The 17,427-nt window shown below is 32.0% G+C and carries 16 protein-coding genes; 3 read left to right on the top strand and 13 right to left on the bottom strand.

What is annotated here, in order from left to right; translation table 11 throughout:
* Positions 1–47: 47 nt before the first annotated feature.
* Together ABD077_RS17350 and ABD077_RS17345 are read right to left on the bottom strand one after the other, a co-directional pair.
* Positions 48–950 (bottom strand): glycoside hydrolase family 16 protein, encoded by a 903-nt coding sequence (locus ABD077_RS17350; protein ID WP_343913512.1) that lies wholly within the window; start codon positions 948–950, stop codon positions 48–50.
* Positions 951–1,318: 368 nt separating this feature from the next.
* Positions 1,319–2,071, bottom strand: a complete 753-nt coding sequence (locus ABD077_RS17345; protein ID WP_343913511.1) for a DUF5995 family protein — start codon at positions 2,069–2,071, stop codon at positions 1,319–1,321.
* Between the two features lie 112 nt (positions 2,072–2,183).
* Here ABD077_RS17345 and ABD077_RS17340 point away from each other — a divergent pair, with 112 nt between their 5' ends.
* Both ABD077_RS17340 and ABD077_RS17335 read left to right on the top strand, forming a co-directional pair.
* Positions 2,184–3,266 (top strand): acyloxyacyl hydrolase, encoded by a 1,083-nt coding sequence (locus ABD077_RS17340; RefSeq protein ID WP_343913510.1) that lies wholly within the window; start codon positions 2,184–2,186, stop codon positions 3,264–3,266.
* A gap of 597 nt (positions 3,267–3,863) precedes the next feature.
* On the top strand, positions 3,864–4,799 hold the full coding sequence (locus tag ABD077_RS17335; protein ID WP_343913509.1) for a toxin-antitoxin system YwqK family antitoxin: 936 nt from the start codon (positions 3,864–3,866) through the stop codon (positions 4,797–4,799).
* Positions 4,800–4,815: 16 nt separating this feature from the next.
* On the opposite strand, the gene ABD077_RS17330 is transcribed toward ABD077_RS17335, so the two are convergent.
* The 11 genes from ABD077_RS17330 to ABD077_RS17280 form a co-directional block, all read right to left on the bottom strand.
* Positions 4,816–6,093, bottom strand: coding sequence for an RNA polymerase sigma factor (locus tag ABD077_RS17330; protein ID WP_343913508.1), 1,278 nt, complete (start codon positions 6,091–6,093; stop codon positions 4,816–4,818).
* Positions 6,094–6,104: 11 nt separating this feature from the next.
* Entirely contained in the window at positions 6,105–6,449 is a 345-nt protein-coding gene (locus ABD077_RS17325; protein ID WP_343913507.1) for a YciI family protein, read from the bottom strand.
* A gap of 12 nt (positions 6,450–6,461) precedes the next feature.
* Entirely contained in the window at positions 6,462–6,809 is a 348-nt protein-coding gene (locus tag ABD077_RS17320; protein WP_343913506.1) for a YciI family protein, read from the bottom strand.
* 118 nt (positions 6,810–6,927) lie between these two features.
* A complete protein-coding gene (locus tag ABD077_RS17315; protein ID WP_343913505.1) occupies positions 6,928–8,160 on the bottom strand; it encodes a DUF3999 family protein in 1,233 nt (410 codons plus the stop codon).
* Positions 8,144–10,456, bottom strand: a complete 2,313-nt coding sequence (locus tag ABD077_RS17310) for a DUF2339 domain-containing protein (protein WP_343913504.1) — start codon at positions 10,454–10,456, stop codon at positions 8,144–8,146. The genes ABD077_RS17315 and ABD077_RS17310 overlap by 17 nt, the downstream gene beginning before the upstream one ends.
* A 187-nt stretch (positions 10,457–10,643) precedes the next feature.
* Positions 10,644–11,408, bottom strand: coding sequence for a hypothetical protein (locus ABD077_RS17305; protein ID WP_343913503.1), 765 nt, complete (start codon positions 11,406–11,408; stop codon positions 10,644–10,646).
* Complete coding sequence (locus ABD077_RS17300; protein ID WP_343913502.1) at positions 11,405–12,169, bottom strand: YARHG domain-containing protein; 765 nt, start codon at positions 12,167–12,169, stop codon at positions 11,405–11,407. Before ABD077_RS17300 ends, ABD077_RS17305 begins: the two co-directional genes overlap by 4 nt.
* 513 nt (positions 12,170–12,682) lie before the next feature.
* Positions 12,683–13,189 carry a ferritin gene (locus ABD077_RS17295; RefSeq protein ID WP_343913501.1) on the bottom strand — a complete coding sequence of 169 codons (507 nt, stop codon included), beginning with the start codon at positions 13,187–13,189 and terminating at the stop codon, positions 12,683–12,685.
* Between the two features lie 180 nt (positions 13,190–13,369).
* The gene (locus ABD077_RS17290) at positions 13,370–13,876 is read right to left on the bottom strand and encodes a cupin domain-containing protein (RefSeq protein WP_343913500.1); all 507 of its coding nucleotides are present in this window, start codon (positions 13,874–13,876) and stop codon (positions 13,370–13,372) included.
* Positions 13,877–13,953: 77 nt separating this feature from the next.
* On the bottom strand, positions 13,954–15,147 hold the full coding sequence (gene sucC, locus ABD077_RS17285) for an ADP-forming succinate--CoA ligase subunit beta (RefSeq protein ID WP_299898970.1): 1,194 nt from the start codon (positions 15,145–15,147) through the stop codon (positions 13,954–13,956).
* 156 nt (positions 15,148–15,303) lie between these two features.
* A complete protein-coding gene (locus ABD077_RS17280; RefSeq protein WP_343913499.1) occupies positions 15,304–15,939 on the bottom strand; it encodes an LON peptidase substrate-binding domain-containing protein in 636 nt (211 codons plus the stop codon).
* A 178-nt stretch (positions 15,940–16,117) separates the two neighbouring features.
* Here ABD077_RS17280 and lysA point away from each other — a divergent pair, with 178 nt between their 5' ends.
* A complete protein-coding gene (lysA, locus tag ABD077_RS17275; protein WP_343913498.1) occupies positions 16,118–17,350 on the top strand; it encodes a diaminopimelate decarboxylase in 1,233 nt (410 codons plus the stop codon).
* Positions 17,351–17,427 lie beyond the last annotated feature (77 nt).

The following is a 17,427-nucleotide window of genomic DNA, read 5'->3' as shown; positions in this document are numbered from 1 at the left end:
TCTGAAACAGCTCATGTAAGCATCAAAATATATAGTCTTTACAACTGCTAAATTGTTCTTCTATCCAATCTTACATAATCCACGAACATGTAGGTATTCCAGAAAACATTAATTTGAGAATTATTAAAAATTCCAAATCTTGCATCTGATCCGATATTAAGATTAAGGATAATATTGTGATCTCTAAAATTCTGTAATCTAAGATCATTATCCACACTATTGGTATAGTTTGCTTTAAGACTTCCGTCTACATAGATTTTAACAGTAATGTTTCCGTTCCTATTAATCCAACGTTGTTCGTAAGTATGCCACCCTTCACTGACACTGTATTCTCTTGTGGCATTGGTTCCAAGTTGGTTCTGACCAACATTGCTACCATAAAACAAATTACTACCAAAATCTGCACGATTACCGAAGGAATACCCTTCCATAATATCAATTTCTCCACGTGTAGGCCAATTGGTTTCATTCACTGTCCAAAATGCAGGCCATACACCATAAGTATCGGCAAACCCTTTATAATTATTACCTTCTCTAGCAATGAGCTTAATACTAGCTCGTAATCGATATTCTTGATTATTTCCTGGATGAAAATCGAAATAAGACTTTACATGTCCAGACTCATAACGATTACTATTTACTCGATAGGCTTGTAGACAAAGACAACTTCTACCATCTAGGCTTGCAATTTCGGAATTCCAATTCCTGTAGTGACAGATACTAGAATTATAATCCGTTCGATTATGTGTTCTTTGCCACTTATTTAAATTTCCATTACTATTGAAGTTATCAGTAAACTGTCTTACCCAAGGTCCAGCTTTTCCTTCAATTGCATTCTCTGTAGCATCTGTGGTATTTACACCTTCTTCGATTAACTCATCTTCAGTCTCACAACCAAACGCAAATAATAGTAAGAGCAAAAAGTTTAGAAAGTTGATTTGTGTTCTCATAATATGATATTTAGTTAAAAAGAATGCAACTAAATTAGAAACATAATTACGAATACCTTAACAAAACAAATTAAACAATATTAAATCATCAAATAAATCGTTTGTTTTTTGCTAATATAAAAAAGTACTACATTCGCTTCATATTAGATTCCACAAGGGATCACAGTAAAATTTAAAACGCAAACGTTTTCGTTGATTATTTGGCTAAAATGGTAATGAAAAATTAAAACTTAAGAAGCTTTTAAGATGATTTGAGGGAAATAATTTTATGATTTGAATTTTTATACTTGTATAAAATGATAATTAGCATTTTGTATTATTATTTTGAAAGATAAATCACACAGATTCTAACGAAAATTTTCGTAATATCAAGCTATCAACTTTTGAATTTTATCTGCAACTGATCCGCTTTCAGCAATTCTCATGATACCCAAAATCACTCGAACAGTCCAACCTGGATTGGTAATAATAAATGCTTTCTCTTTTATTTTTTGGTCTCTGTCGATAATTCTTTGATCGAAAGTTTCTTCAGAAGTCATTGCTAATTCCTTAGCAAATTCCCATGCACCGTCTCTAGCCAACTCCATACTAAAATCAATTAGAAAATTATCTACATTGCCAAAAAGCTTAAGTATTTTTCTAAACGTTGGCCATATTTCTGATAGGTCTTTTTCAACTTCTATAACTAACGATGATAGGATCTCGTTTATTTTATCAAAATCCCCTTTAAGATCATTAATATTTTTTCCCTTAGAAATTTCGGCAGCAGCGATACCCAAATCCAAATTTATATGCGCATTAATACCGACTAGCAAGTGTTGTATTACAATAGGCCAATAATCTTGGGATACCTCAAAAGCTATTTTCCAGGAATCGGTTACCTCCTCTAACCTCAGATAAGAGAAATAAGCATCAATATATCTTTTGGCAAAGACTACATCTAATAATTCCATTCTCGCTCCATCATCAAAAAAACCAGCTTCAATTCCTTCTTTCACTCTAATAGTAACTCTTCTATACAATGCTGCAAAATACCCTAAAGGGTCATTTTTTGTCTTTGATATTGCTATAATATCATCTAAATTGATGATAACATCTTCGATAGTATGTATTGGTTTCAAGATTTTCCTAGATTAATATGGTTCTATAGGTATATGAACATTTCAATAAATTTAAGAATTCGATTTTAATACCGTGTAATTTTCAGTAAATTTAATAGCTAGTTGACTCACAATGAAAAAGATAATAACAACCATAGTTATTTTATGTATTTATGGTTTTATGAATGCACAAATTAATCCTACTTTTTATGGCTTAAAGTCCCATTATGGTTTTATCATTGCTCATTCTCCTGAATTAAAACCAATTTCACAAACCAACCCATATGGAATTCAATTAGAATATAGTTGGTTAAAGACTAGTGACAAAGCATGGAAAACTTGCTTTTGTTATGGCAGATCTGGTTTTTCTTTTGCTTATTTTAATTATAACAATCCGGATATTCTTGGCAGTTCTTACAACCTTATTTATTTTGTAGAACCCTATTTCACCTATAAAGGACCTTTACGTTTTTCGTTAAGAGGGTCGGTTGGAGCTACCTATCTTGATACCATTTTTGATGAAGAAACAAATCCTGACAATGTACTATTTAGTACAAACTTGAGTTTTTTTCTTGCTTTATCACTTAACCTTAATTATCATATTAATAATAAATATGCGATCAACCTATCAGCTAATTATAATCATATTTCTAATGGAGGACAAAAACAACCTAATAAAGGAATGAATTTCCCCACCTTTTCTATAGGAATTGATAGAATTATTAATGACACTCCTTTAAAAAGAAAACCCGAATCATTGCGATCTTATGAAACCTCCTTAGATTACTATATAGGTTCGTTTGCAAGTCTTAGATCTTCCGATAGAGATGCTGAGGCTTCTAATCATCTTTTAATCGGATTAACTGGCGGAATTCTAAAACCTTTATCAGGCATTAACGGACTCAATGCTGGAGTAGAGCTTTGGTATGACTTTTCTGATCAAGAAATTGCCAAACAAAGAGGAATTAATGATTCTGCTTTTTCTTCGGCTATTACCGCAGGACATCAATTTTCTATTGGCAACTTTTACTTTTTACAGTCTTTTGGTTTTTACTTGACACGTCCAAAAAATATACAAGGCAACTGGCTATATCAGCGATACTCCTTTTGGTACAGTATTGGAAAATCCAAACGCTGGACCTTGGGAGCATCTTTAATTGCTTATGGAAAAGTTGCTGATCATATGGATGGTCGCTTAATTTACATTCTCAATTAACACTGTTTAAGATGTAACAGCTTCTTCTAGCATTTATTTTCTCTTTGATGAAATTCTCTTTTAATTGTTACAACTCTTAAAAAAAATCTGTACTCATCAAAAAAAAACTTAAAACCCTTTTAAACAAGTCTCTCATATTAAACCTAATAGTCATAACTTAAACAAAATTCATAACTCTATTATGTCATTTATATAGATATTTAATTTAAGAAAAGGTAGGGTATCTAAATTATCGAGCGTTTAATAATAAAAGAAAGGACTATGAGATTTTTACACACGCACTTTAGATTTAGTTTTAAGATTATGATGAATTTTATAAAAGAATTGCCTTCCTCTTGTGGTTATGCTATAAGAAGATAACTTTTCTTATCTGATATAGAAATAAGGGAAAGCAAACAAATTGGAAAATTACATAATTGTTTTAAAAGCCTATCTAATATGATAGGCTTTTTCGTATACAATAGGTAACAAATTGGTATTGTTTTTGATCTCTAAGTAGAAGAATCCTATTTTATGTGTAGGGTTTATTTGAAATAACAGTAAAAAAAAATTAACTTTAGTGATCACGGGAAAATCACATAATTGAACGCACTAATCATGAAAAAACTTCTAACCTTACTAATTTTATCCGTAATATTTCATCTTGGTATTTATGCTCAAACACCTGTAGAAGGTGGATATATAGAGTTAACAAAAAAAGAATATAATGACTTATTAAACCCTGAAGAGGAAAATGAACTTCATGGTAAATATTACGTAAGAGAATTTAAAGACAAAAAACTAATAGGTATCCATAAAATCGAATATCAAAAAGGAAAGAAACATGGAGAATGGGTTCACTTTTTAATATTTAGAAAGAAAGGAACTTTAGATCTGTCTACCATAGAGAATTATGAGGATAATGTAAGAAATGGATATTATTATAATTCTGATAATGGTTTTACTTTTACAGAAGAGGGTTATTACGAAAAAGGCTTAAAAGAAGGTTTATGGAATGTCACGAAAGGAGGGTCCAAGGAGAAAATTAACTACAAAAACGGAAAAAAACATGGGGATTATTGGAGACAGGATGCTTCTGGTGTGATCGTAAAAGGAGAATACAAAAAAGGTAAAAAATTGGACAATTGGACAATTGAAGATCTTGCAGCTAACACAAGAACAAAAGAACAATCACAAGTTCTGTCTCAAGTTCCAGATACTCCTACTGTTTCTGGAGGACTTCAAAAAATTGAAGGAACAGTGCAGAAACCCGATGGATCTATTGTACCTATTGCAGTGGTAAAACTACAAATATCAGACTCTTCTTGCGCCTACGCGTTTACTGATTACGACGGAAAGTTCTCTATAGAAATAAATACCAGTAAAATTTCGGACAACAGCTATTTTGAAATAGTAATTGATGGATTTCCGAAAAAAGTATTACCCTACTCTGACTTTTCGAACCAAAATACAATTACTCTAGAAAAAGGAAGAAAAAAAGTTACCTACGAAGAATATAGAAGTTATTACGAATCTATGAAAGATTGCCAATAATTTTACTTAAGAAGATTTAGTTCAATATTTTACCTATTTTATACTTTAATAGTCGTTTTTCTGCGTCAGATTGGGTGAGCTTCATTGCTTTTTGATAACATCTCACAGCAATATTTGGTTGTATCAACCGTTGATGAATATCTCCCAGAGTTGCATGGTATAAGTAATATTTTTCTAATAATTTATGATCTTTAATGGATTTTATGGCTTTTAGCGCTTCTTCTGCACCATACAATTCTAAGATAACCAAACACCGATTAAGAGAAACAATTGGGTCGCTCTTAATCTTTAATAAAAGATCATAGTACTTTAATATTTCTTTCCAATCCGTAGTTTCATAGCTCTTAGCTATACAATGCTTATAAGCAATTGCTGCTTCTAAATGATAGGTAGATAAAGATTCGCCAAAAGCTGATTGATTTAAATATCGGCTTCCTTGCGCAATTAATTCTTTATTCCATATGGTTCTATCTTGATCGGAAAGTAATATCAATTCTCCCTGATCACTAAGTCGGCTATCTAATCGTGCTGTATGAAAAAGCATTAATGCCATTAAAGCATAAACTTCTGGTAATCGTGTGAGTTTCGTATCCAGCAAAGACTTACATAACCATAGGGCCTGAGAGATAATATCTTTTCTGATTAATTGATCATGATGCGTAGAGTTATACCCTTCATTAAATATTAGATAAATGGTATTCAACACTACTGTAGTTTTAGAGGTAATCTCTTCGGATGGAGGAATCTCAGGACGTATTTTATATTTCCTAAAATGTTCCTTTGTGCGATATATTCTCTTGGAAATAGTATCTTCAGAAGTAAGAAAAGATTTTGCAACTTCTTTAGTACTAAATCCACAAAGGGATTTTAATATAAAAGTGATTTGATTTTCCGGAGAAATATCTGGATGACAGCACGCATACATCATTGCTAAGAAATCATCTTTTATATATTTCTCTTTCCAAAAATTGTCCATCGTACTACTTAGAGTATATTCAGAGGTTAGCAGCTTTCTTTCTGGATCTGAAAAATCAATAGTTTTACTATGCTTTTTTCTTCTAATAATATCAATAGCCTTATTTCGGGCAGTCCTATACAACCAAGCTTTTGGATTATCTGGTATTCCTCTAAACTTCCAAGTCTCTAGAGCACTTACCAAGGCATCTTGCACTACATCTTCTGCAATTTCCAAATTTTCTATACCAAAAATCTTTACTAAAACAGCAACCATCTTTCCAGACTCTTGTCTGAAAAGATGGTTTAAGGTATCATGTATGTTTTCTTTTGATTCCAAAAAAACGGGTATTATCCTACTGGAGCTATTTCTCGCACTTCGACACTACAATCATACTCAAAACTTGGACATCCTTTAGCAATTTTTGTAGCTTCCGCTAGTGATTCAGCTTTTATTAGTAGATATCCACCTACCAATTCCTTTCCTTCCGCAAATGGACGATCGGTAAATGCTTTTTTACTACCTGTTAAAGTATTTCCTTCATTTGCTAAGGGTTGGCCTCCTACTAACCTATCTTCATTAGCTAGTCCCGCCATCCATTTCTGCCAGTGCTCCATATGTTTTTGCATCTGATTAGGTGATGCAGATTGATATTCTTCCTGGCCTCCTCTTATAAGCATTAAAAACTCTTTCATATGATATCTATTTTAGGCTTCGTCTGGCCAAACTTCTCTTACTTCTACCGAGGACTCCCATTGTAATCCAGGACAACCTTTTGCCATTTCGGTTGCTTCTTCCATCGATGCTGCCTTTACTACAATATAACCTCCAATTATTTCTTTGGCCTCCACAAGAAATCTATCAGTTACTTTTGTACCTCCTGGATGAATGGTTTTTACTGCCGGATATAAACGCTCTCCTCCAGCATATTTTTCTTGTTCAGAAATTTTTCCGATCCACTCCATCCATTCGCCCATGTGGGCATTTTGTTCTTCTTCAGTTTTGGAATCCCAAACTTCATCTCCACCTTTAAAAAGGAACACAAATTGTTTCATAATTTTATTTATTTATGGTTTATATGGTGCTATGACGAAGTGATTAGAAGTATTTGGACATTTTTTTCAAAAAACATATATATTTTTTCAGATTTCCTATAAATACTACTAAAATCGCTTACTTCTTTTTCATCATCATTAGTGTGAAACTACCTAATATGAGAATAACTACCAACATAATTCCCCAAAGCCAAGCCTTATTTGTAAAGAGAGGCTCCACCTGTTCTTCCGATATTTTTGGAATACTTCTTTCTTCTCCTAATCTTAAACTTTTTAAATCAATAGGAATTTTTTCAGTCAAATACTTGAGATCATAGGATGGCATATTAGAAGATTCATTTCCATAAGTAAGATGATATGTTGCTGGAGTAGTAAATCTAGCAATCAATTCATGACTTACTCCCGATATCTCGACAGCCTGAATATCCAAAGGTTGATTATCATAATTACTAATTGTAATTCGGAATCGCTGTCCAATCTCACTTCTAAAATCAAATTCATTTTCTTCTATGGAATTAATTACTCCAGAAGTTAACCTGCTGTAACGATACCTCCAACCATTTTCATTTTTTGTACTATCAGAAATATATTCTAGCTTAACAGGCCTGTAGTAATCAAAGGTATTATTTACTTTTATTTTTACCTTATTAACAGGTACTGGAGTGTCTAGCGCAATATCAATTACCGTTGTTTTATTTCCTTTCTCCTCTTTTATTTTTAAAGACTTATTTCTGTACACATTGTAATCACCTGTTTTTGTTTCTTTAAAATTTATCTGAGCACCGATAATTTTAGGAACATCATTTCCTTGAACAAATATCCTGTAGTAATGGTATTTTGAATTCGAGAACTTTACAGTAGTAAAATTATAAGAAGTCAATTCATTATTAATTGATAAAACACGATAATCATCTACTACAGTAAACCATGAGTTTAAATCTTGACTTCCTTCAACCGATAATCTTGTATCAAAATTAGTTTGATCAAAATCTAAACGTATCTGGTTAATTATCTGATCTATTGGCACTTTATAAGTAATAAAAGTTCCATTGACAGTTGTAGCCGTATTTAATATTTCAAAATCAACTTTCTTATGAATAGTTTTAGGTTCATTCTTCTTCAAAATATAAGGAGCTTCAATAGTATCTTTTGAAGAGGTAATGCCATAAATTCTTATATCGGAAAGGTTTGAAGAGAGCTTTGCATACATTTCATCTTGTATCATAATGGAATGCCAATCCTCAGAAACTCCTAATAATTCTCGTTTATAATTATATTCATCTATCTGCGCATAAAGCTGAACACAGGAGAAAACTAATACCCCTAGAACTAAACTAATCTTTAACCTCATCAGTAATAATATGTTTGTATTTATTGTATAAGAAAGAAATGATCAACAACAGAATCCCTAAGGATACAAAGACAATCGTTTTAGAAATAGTATTTAGATGTGCGATATCATATAAGAATAGTTTAACAAGTGTGATTCCGAATAATATAAATGCCATTACACGCATATGCTTTATTTTCTTCCAGAACCCCATAACTATAAGGAATAAAGAGTATATCCCCCAAAGTATACTTAATCCTAACTTATCAGAAGATGTATATCCAGCCATATCTAACCAATGAATTAGTTCGCTACTCAAAATCCATATGATAGATATTTGTAGAACAACATCTATTAATACTATCAACGACGTCTTTAAGAACCGTTGTCTAGCGTATGTATATAAAGTCCACAATAGTATGGCACAGAAAACTAATGAGATATAACGAATTCCTATATAAAACGAACTCGCTTCTCCAGATTCCAGTAATGATGGATCCAGATAAACATTCCTTAGTTCACTAAGCAGATATAGCCCTGAAGTAAGGAACATTAATAGTGCAAACAAATTAAGAGCAATATTAATGTAACCAAAAATCATGTTTTTAAACTTTGCGATATTTAAAAATGATATGATAGAAAGAAAAGCTAACGTATAATTTATAAGCCAAACTCCCATAAAATCTTGTTTATCGAATGCTAAAGTCTCGTAATAATCTATAATCTCTAAGAAAAATGTCATATACACAACAAATAAAAACATTGCAGAAATCCATAGAGAAATCAACTGATACCAAGTTTTATATTTTAACCATTGAAAAGGATATGAATCATTACGATGCAGAAAAAGTATGTACCCAAAAGAAGCTGCACACAATAAAGATGTAAGTACAGAAATATTAAAAATAGGTGTAGTTATAATTTCAGTATTATCATATGAATATTCTGCATAATACCTCCACCAATCTTGTAACAAACTAAAAAAAGTAAGAGCAATAACAGGATATGCTAATTTTTCATAAATCGGCACTCTTTGAGTTCTACCTATCCAGAAAAGCAATACTGCTTCTGTTGCCCATAATAAAGTCACCCAATTTCCATCTAACTGCACAGGAAAAGCGATACTAATGAAAACCAGTACTAAACCAGACACAAAATAAAACAGATTTCGATCGGCTAATTTTAATCTGTATATCATCACACTAACTACAAAATGTATAAGCGCATTTCCTATCGTAAACAATCCTAATAACTCTTTACCAACCTCATGATCACTCAGTATGGAACAACCTATTCCATAAAAAATAAAGGCATTAGCCAATTGTAGTAATACATCTGTAGTACCAAATTTTTCTTTTCTATTCAATTTATACAAAAGGAATATGAGATAGAAGATGATAAAAAATACGAATAAGAATGTAAACGCTAATGCGAAATGAATGCTGGTTTCATACTTCACTGCATACCAGCTAAAATATATTAGCCAAGTAAGTAAAAAGGAAGAATAATAAAGGGACTTCCAATATTTTTTAAAAGAAAGTATTAAGATTCCAATATTGATAATAGTCACATAACTAAATAGAATGGCAACCCTTCCTGATCCATCACTAAGCAAAAAAGGTACTGCATAGGCACCAACCAAACCAATATGGGCGATTACTTGTCTGTTATATTGTATAGCTGCGAATACTGTAAAAATTGTGAATAATACCATTAGGGCAAACGCAAACAATTGTGGAATAAGATCATATAGACTATAAGCCAAAAACGTTATAAAATACAGTATTGTCATAGCACCACTTACTAAAACAGCACTAAAGTTTTCATACTTTCTTTTGAGTTTCATTCCAATAGCGATCAAAGCTATACCTGTACAATACCCTAATATAATTCGTGTAAGCGGACTAATAAGATCATTCTCTATAGAATATTTACCCCCTATAGCTACACCTATTATAAGAATAATAACTCCAATTTTACTAATGAGGTTTTCTCCCACAAATTTTTCCCAATTTGATTTTTCTTTAGGTTTACTAATCGGATTTAGTACACTTTTAGGTTGTGGTGTTGATAAAGGTGCTGGCTTTTTTTCCTCTTTACTTTCAGAAATATTTTGAGGTCGACTTTCTAACGGTTGTACTTGACTTAAGTTTTTGCTATCGGATGTAGCTATTTGTTTTGCTTGATCTTCAGCATTTTTAAGATCTAGAATTTCCTGTTTAAGATTTAGTATTTCTCTTCGAAATTCTTCCTGCTTTCTGGACAATATCGCCAGTTTCTGAAGCAATTCATTTATATACTTTTGATTATCCGCCATTGTTGTTTAGGTATAAAATGAGTATTGAATAACAATATTCATTATAGAAATATAGGTAAAAAAAAGAGGAATCATAAAAACATGATTCACCTACTATTCGATTTTAATCAAAAATATAGTAAAATAGAATCCAATTACACCCTGAAAAAAGGGAATCTAAAAAAATGGTTTCTAGTGGAATACAAAATCAAAAACCAGTGGTAAACAAATTTCTCGCTCCTCTTATACCACATTTCTGATATTTATGATAGGATTGCGCTGCTCGTTCATCTATTTGCTTACCAGATTCATTAAAAATCCATCCATCGATGGCAGCTTTTAGAGTATATGCTTCGGGAGCCATTAAATGAGTAGTCCACAAAATAGGATTTGCTTTTGCTTTTTTAATCTCGGGAGAAAAATAAGCCTTGCTAAAACATGCAAGGATGATTACATCTTTTTTACTACCACTAGATAAATTTTCATAATTGATTGCAACATCAAAATCCATTAAACCATCATGACCTACATATGCCAAAAGATCAGCATTTCCTCCAAAATGTAAGGTATGACTATTCTCTTCTATTGCTAATGGTAATTGCCCATTCGATGATTTTAGAAAATCCTCTATACTTGTTTTTATTTTTGCACCATCATAGGCATCTGCTAATAAATAGACATCTTTTGTAGCATGCTTGAATAATAATCTTTCTAAAATATTAGCATCCTTAGCTGTTATTTTTCTAATTAATGTCCAATCCTTGGTTTTTACTTTAAAAAAAGTCTTAACACCATAACCAGCTCCCCAATATAAATTGTTTTTAGGGTCCTGTCCATTTCCTATGCGTTCTGGAACTGGTACAATACCCTGATTAGCATTATCACACAAAGCTACGAATACATGAATGGTTTTGGTCTGACCATAACACATAGCAGACAATAACAAGGATGCAATAATACCAGTAATCCTCATTGCTTAATACTTAAAATAAGTGCTACATTACTTTTTTCTATGTCGGTAAGTTTATCAGCTGCATCTTTATTTGTAGGCATATACCAAGATTTAGACTCAAAATAATCTTGCCATTTCTTCTTGGTAAACATGTATCCATGAGATGCAAAAATCTCGTTTTTAATAATCGCTAATTCTTCTTCTGTTTTAAAGTCAAGCTCTTCTTTTTTAAAAATGCGATGAGAAAATATGTAATTATCTCTTTCAATTGCCTTAATATCTGTATAAGATTTTGAAAAGCTACCATCTTTTTTTATAGGCTGAAACTCCAACCACTCTTTGAGACCAACTTGTTTTCCATCGCCAATACAATCTAACTTTTCTCTTTTTTCTCTAAAGACGAGTAAGTCATCCGATACAAAAACGGAAGTTCTGGCATCATTGAAAGAACAATCGGCAACAACTCTTTCATAAGCAATAGTAGCTATACGCTTTCCTTCTGGAGTAAATGATGTTAATGATGATTGTTCACAATTGGCACCTATATTACATTTCAAAATCGTAGATACGATGATATATGATTTTGTACGAACGATTACTTTTCCCGTTAAAAGATTACTTGCTCTTTCTGTGGGTGTGAAATCGAAATATTGTAAAGCTAAATCTTGGGGAATATTTTTCTGAGGTTCTGAAAAAGTTTCAATCAATTTACTAAACTGACCTTCTTGTCCGTTTATTGATATCGAAAAAAACAAACCTAATAAAACTGCATACTTGATCATGAATATTTTTATTAAATATAGTATCAAGTTCTATAGATTGGGAGATCTACAAATCTAAAAAAGATTACTAAAAACTACTCTTTTAAACTCAATTTTTAACGATTATTAAAGATTAACGAAATAGGTCTCCTAGAAATAATGAAAAAAATAACTTTCTTTTTTAAATCTATAACACAAAAAAGCACGCAAATTGCGTGCTTATCAAAACTAATGTGTTTTTTGTATTTGTAGAGCTTGTTGTACCTTAGTACTATCTGTTATAGCTTAGGACATCTTTTACAATTTGTTTTTCCTTTCTTCTTATATTTCTTACAACATTTTTTCTTCTTACCACCACAACTTACTCCACAATTCATTGAGGCACATGGCGAATATAAAGATGGAATTCCGGAACTTTGCACGACTTACTAATTTTTATTGAATCTAAATAAAGTGCAAAAATATGAAAAAAAGACTCTTACAAAAAGAATCTATAATTTTTGTTTATTAAGTTATTAACAATCAGTAATATTACTACTCTTCTTGCTTATCACCAATTTGAAAAGTATTGATATCTCTATCGAACAAATAATGCCCAGATTTATCTTCTCCAATAATTTTTAGTTTATCTAAAAGAGTTCTTGCTACAGCTTCTTCCTCTAATTGCTCTGCCACATACCATTGCATAAAATTATGCACGTTATAGTCTTTATGCTCTAAGCATTGAAAAATAACATTATTAATTTGCGCGGTGACAAACTCTTCACTTTCAAGAAAAATCTCGAATAACTCTCTTAATGACTTGAAATCATCTCTAGGCTTTTCAATTGCAGGAATTACAGCCTGTCCACTTCTTTCATTAATAAACTTTACCAATTTTGTCATATGAACTCGCTCTTCTTCGGATTGAGTATAAAAGAAGTCTGCAATGCCATTATATCCATTTACATCTGCCCAACATGCCATAGACAGATATTGAGCAGAAGCGGTAGCCTCATAACGTACTTGATCATTTAATGATTTCTCTATTTCTGGTATCATATCTTTTATTCTAATATTTTTAAGACTTTCAAACACCTAACCTTCAGTTCTGTATAATCGTACAAGTATTAAAAGTCTATTTTGTTTTTAAATTAATTATTAAAAGTACATAATTAAAATGCCTTTCAATAGTTTTTACATTCCTTTACCATTAATTTAAGTAAATTGATGGCACAAAGTTTAAGCTCTAGTATACTTGGTAATAGTTTCTTTATGAGCTGGAAATTCTTGTATTAATTTGTTTCTTTCGGCTAATTCAAAATCTTCAAAATCAAATCCTGGAGAAACCGTACACCCCACAAAAGAATAATGATTCTTTTCTTTTACACTAGACGCAAACCAACAACCTGCTGGAACTACTAACTGAGGTTTCTCTCCTTCATAAAGATTCATTCCCACAGCATGACGTGTATATAATCCGTTAGCATCAATAACATGTACGTATAAAGAACTACCTCCATAAAAATGCCACATTTCATCTTGTTGTATACGATGAAAAGCAGAAAAATTCTCCGATGTTAATAAGAAATAAATCCCTGTACAATAGTTACGAGCTCCAGAAAATTTATCTTCCAAAACATCTTTTGGAATAACTCCATCACTACGATAGGTTTCTTTATAAAACCCTCCTTCAGGATGAGGTTTCATATCTAGTTTAGTTACAATATTTCTTATTTCATCAATCATAGGTTTCTGTAAAGTAAAAAGAAGCGATCCAATGCATTGGATCGCTTCTTTTTATTGTAAACTATTTAGTATAATATTTATGCTAATACAGCCTGAACTTTGTCAGCTGCTTCTTGGAATAATACAGCACTCTGTACATCCAATCCACTATTATCTATTAATTCTTTTGCGATATCTGCATTGGTTCCTTGTAAACGAACAATAATCGGTACATTGATTGCATCACCCATATTTTTATAGGCGTCTACCACACCTTGTGCTACTCTATCACAACGAACAATTCCTCCAAAAATGTTGATCAATATTGCTTTTACATTAGGATCTTTAAGAATAATTCTAAAAGCTTCTTCTACACGCTTGGCATCTGCTGTACCTCCAACATCTAAGAAATTAGCAGGTTCTCCACCAGCTTGTTTGATCAAATCCATAGTAGCCATTGCAAGTCCTGCACCATTTACCATACAACCCACATTACCATCTAGATCCACGTAGTTTAGACCAACTTCGTTAGCTTCTACTTCTATTGGATTCTCCTCACGGATGTCACGCATGTCTACATAGTTCTTGTGACGATATAAAGCATTATCATCGATAGTTACTTTTGCGTCTACCGCCATGATTTTATCATCACTCGTTTTTAATACTGGATTAATTTCGAATAATGAAGAATCTGATTTTACATAAGCAGTATATAAAGCCATCACAAACTTTGTCATTTCCTTAAATGCAGCACCACTTAATCCAAGATTAAAAGCTACACGTCTAGCCTGAAATGGTAATAATCCAACAGCAGGATCTATTTCTTCTGTAAATATTAAATGAGGAGTTTCTTCTGCAACAGTTTCGATATCCATTCCACCTTCGGTAGAATACATAATCATATTTCTTCCTGTAGTACGATTTAGTAATACAGACATGTAAAACTCATCTGGTTCACTATCACCTGGATAATATACATCTTCTGCAATCAATACTTGATGTACTTTTTTTCCTTCAGCAGAAGTTTGCGGTGTAATTAAGTTCATGCCGATGATTTGACCTGCTATTTCTTCAACTTCTTGAAGATTTTTAGCAAGTTTTACACCTCCACCTTTTCCTCTACCTCCAGCGTGTACTTGAGCTTTTATTACGTGCCAACCAGTACCTGTTTCAGCAGTTAATTGTTTTGCAGCAGCTACTGCTTCTTTAGCATTTTGTGCAACAATACCTCGCTGGATACGCACTCCAAAGCTACTTAATATCTCTTTACCCTGATATTCGTGTAAGTTCATAGTCTTATTTTTTACCTTTTCTATAGGAGTCCCAAAAATAGGAAAAGTGAAGTTACTGTGCCAATCTTTTCTGGTAAAAAAAGTTATATAGAAACTGGTATTATGTTATCCCAAAAAATAGCCTCGAAAATTCTTCGAAAATGAATTTAGATTTCTTTAAAGTTTAAAATCATCAAAATCCAATGGGTCAAAATTCTTAAAATGTCCATTCATTTTAATGACTTCTTTAGCTCTATTCATTTCTCTAACAACAGGAATTGTAACTTTAAGATGTCCTATTAAATAATTAAGGCGTTCAAATTCGCTTCTGAGCTTTAATAAATGATATTCTTGATGTAGTGCCAAACCGACTTTATGAGCTACTTGATAACTTACAAATGGAATATTAAAAATTGGTGGTTTTTCGATGGTAAGTTCGATATATAAAATCGCAATATTCTTTAATAATTCTTCTTGTAACTCTTCTACCCCATTTTCATTATCTTCTAAATACTCAACATCTCCTCCTGCATATAGTTTACCTGGCAATTGAGGATAGAAGCTTTTAATTCTAAAAACTCTGGTTCCAACACATACCACATCACTGGCTCCGTTTGGATATCTTTTCTCTACTTTTTGCAAAGTAACTTCTGTACCATACTCCAGTTTTTTATCTATAAAAGTGGGTACACCAAAAGAAATTCCATCTTCTTCGCAATCTGCAATCAATTGTTGATATCGTTGTTCGAAGATATGAAGTGGTAAACGCTCTCCTGGATATACGACTAACTGTAAAGGAAAGAGTGCTAGCATTTTTTCTTTTAAAAATACTAAATAAACAACTAGCTTGTGTATAATATCTGTTCAAAAATCGAAAATTCGTTATTTAGCATCGTTTTTTTTTAGGTTTACATAATTTTATACTAATTACGCGCCGCCTAGAGATAATCTCTAGTAAAAATGGTAATTTCGTAAGCCAAATTAAAGTAAAATGGAAAACACAAATTTATTAGCAATCGCAAAAGAGTTTGGGAGTCCAGTATATGTGTATGACTCCGAAAAAATTGTTTCACAGTATGAGCGTCTTACTAGTGCTTTTAAACAGGTGAAACATTTGAAACTTAACTATGCTGTCAAAGCGTTATCTAATATTGCGATACTTAAGTTAATGAATTCGTTAGGCGCTGGATTAGACACAGTATCAATTCAAGAAGTAAAACTTGGACTTGCAGCTGGTGTAGCTCCTGCTAACATCATATTTACTCCAAACGGAGTATCTCTAGAAGAAATTGAACAAGTTTCTTCAATGGGAGTTCAGATTAATATAGACAACTTATCAATCTTAGAACAATTCGGAACAAAACATCCAGATGTACCTGTTTGTATTCGAATTAACCCGCATGTAATGGCTGGTGGGAATAGTAAAATTTCTGTTGGTCATATCGATAGCAAATTTGGAATTTCCATACATCAAATTCCTCATATCCTAAGAATTGTAGAGAATACTGGCATGAATATTAATGGTATCCATATGCATACAGGTAGTGATATTTTAGATATTGACGTTTTTCTTTATGCTAGCGAGATCTTATTTGAAACTGCTAAACACTTTAAAAATCTGGATTTTATAGATTTTGGAAGTGGTTTTAAAGTACCTTACAAAGAAGGTGATATCGAAACTAATATAGAAGAGTTTGGTAAGAAACTAACTAAACGTTTTAATTCTTTCTGTAAGGAATATGGAAAAGAATTAATACTAGGTTTTGAGCCTGGTAAGTTCTTGGTAAGTGAGTCTGGTTATTTTCTTGCTGAAGTAAATGTGGTAAAGCAGACGACCTCAACAGTTTTTGCAGGCATTGATAGTGGTTTTAATCACTTAATCAGACCAATGTTTTACAACTCTTATCACGAAATCATAAACATTTCTAATCCTAATGGAAGGGAGCGTTTTTACTCTGTAGTAGGTTACATCTGTGAGACAGATACTTTTGCAACAAATAGAAGAATTCCAGAAATTACAGAAGGTGATGTTATTGCCTTTAAAAACGCAGGAGCCTATTGTTTCTCTATGGCTAGTAATTACAATTCTCGTTTTAGACCTGCAGAAGTACTTTGGCATAATAACAAAGCACATTTGATTCGCAAGCGAGAGACTTTTGAAGATTTAACTAGAAACCAGGTTGATGTTGATATTTTTGAAAAGGTAACAGAAACTGCTTCATAAACTTAGATTTTTTTTATAGAACAAAAAATAGGAACATATTTATAAATATGTTCCTATTTTATTTTGGAGTTTACTTT

This window comes from Aquimarina litoralis (genome assembly GCF_039523995.1).
In the GTDB taxonomy this organism is placed as follows: Bacteria; Bacteroidota; Bacteroidia; order Flavobacteriales; family Flavobacteriaceae; genus Aquimarina; species Aquimarina litoralis.
The sequence above is the reverse complement of the archived record's forward strand: the minus strand, read 5'-3'. Positions and strand labels throughout refer to the sequence as shown.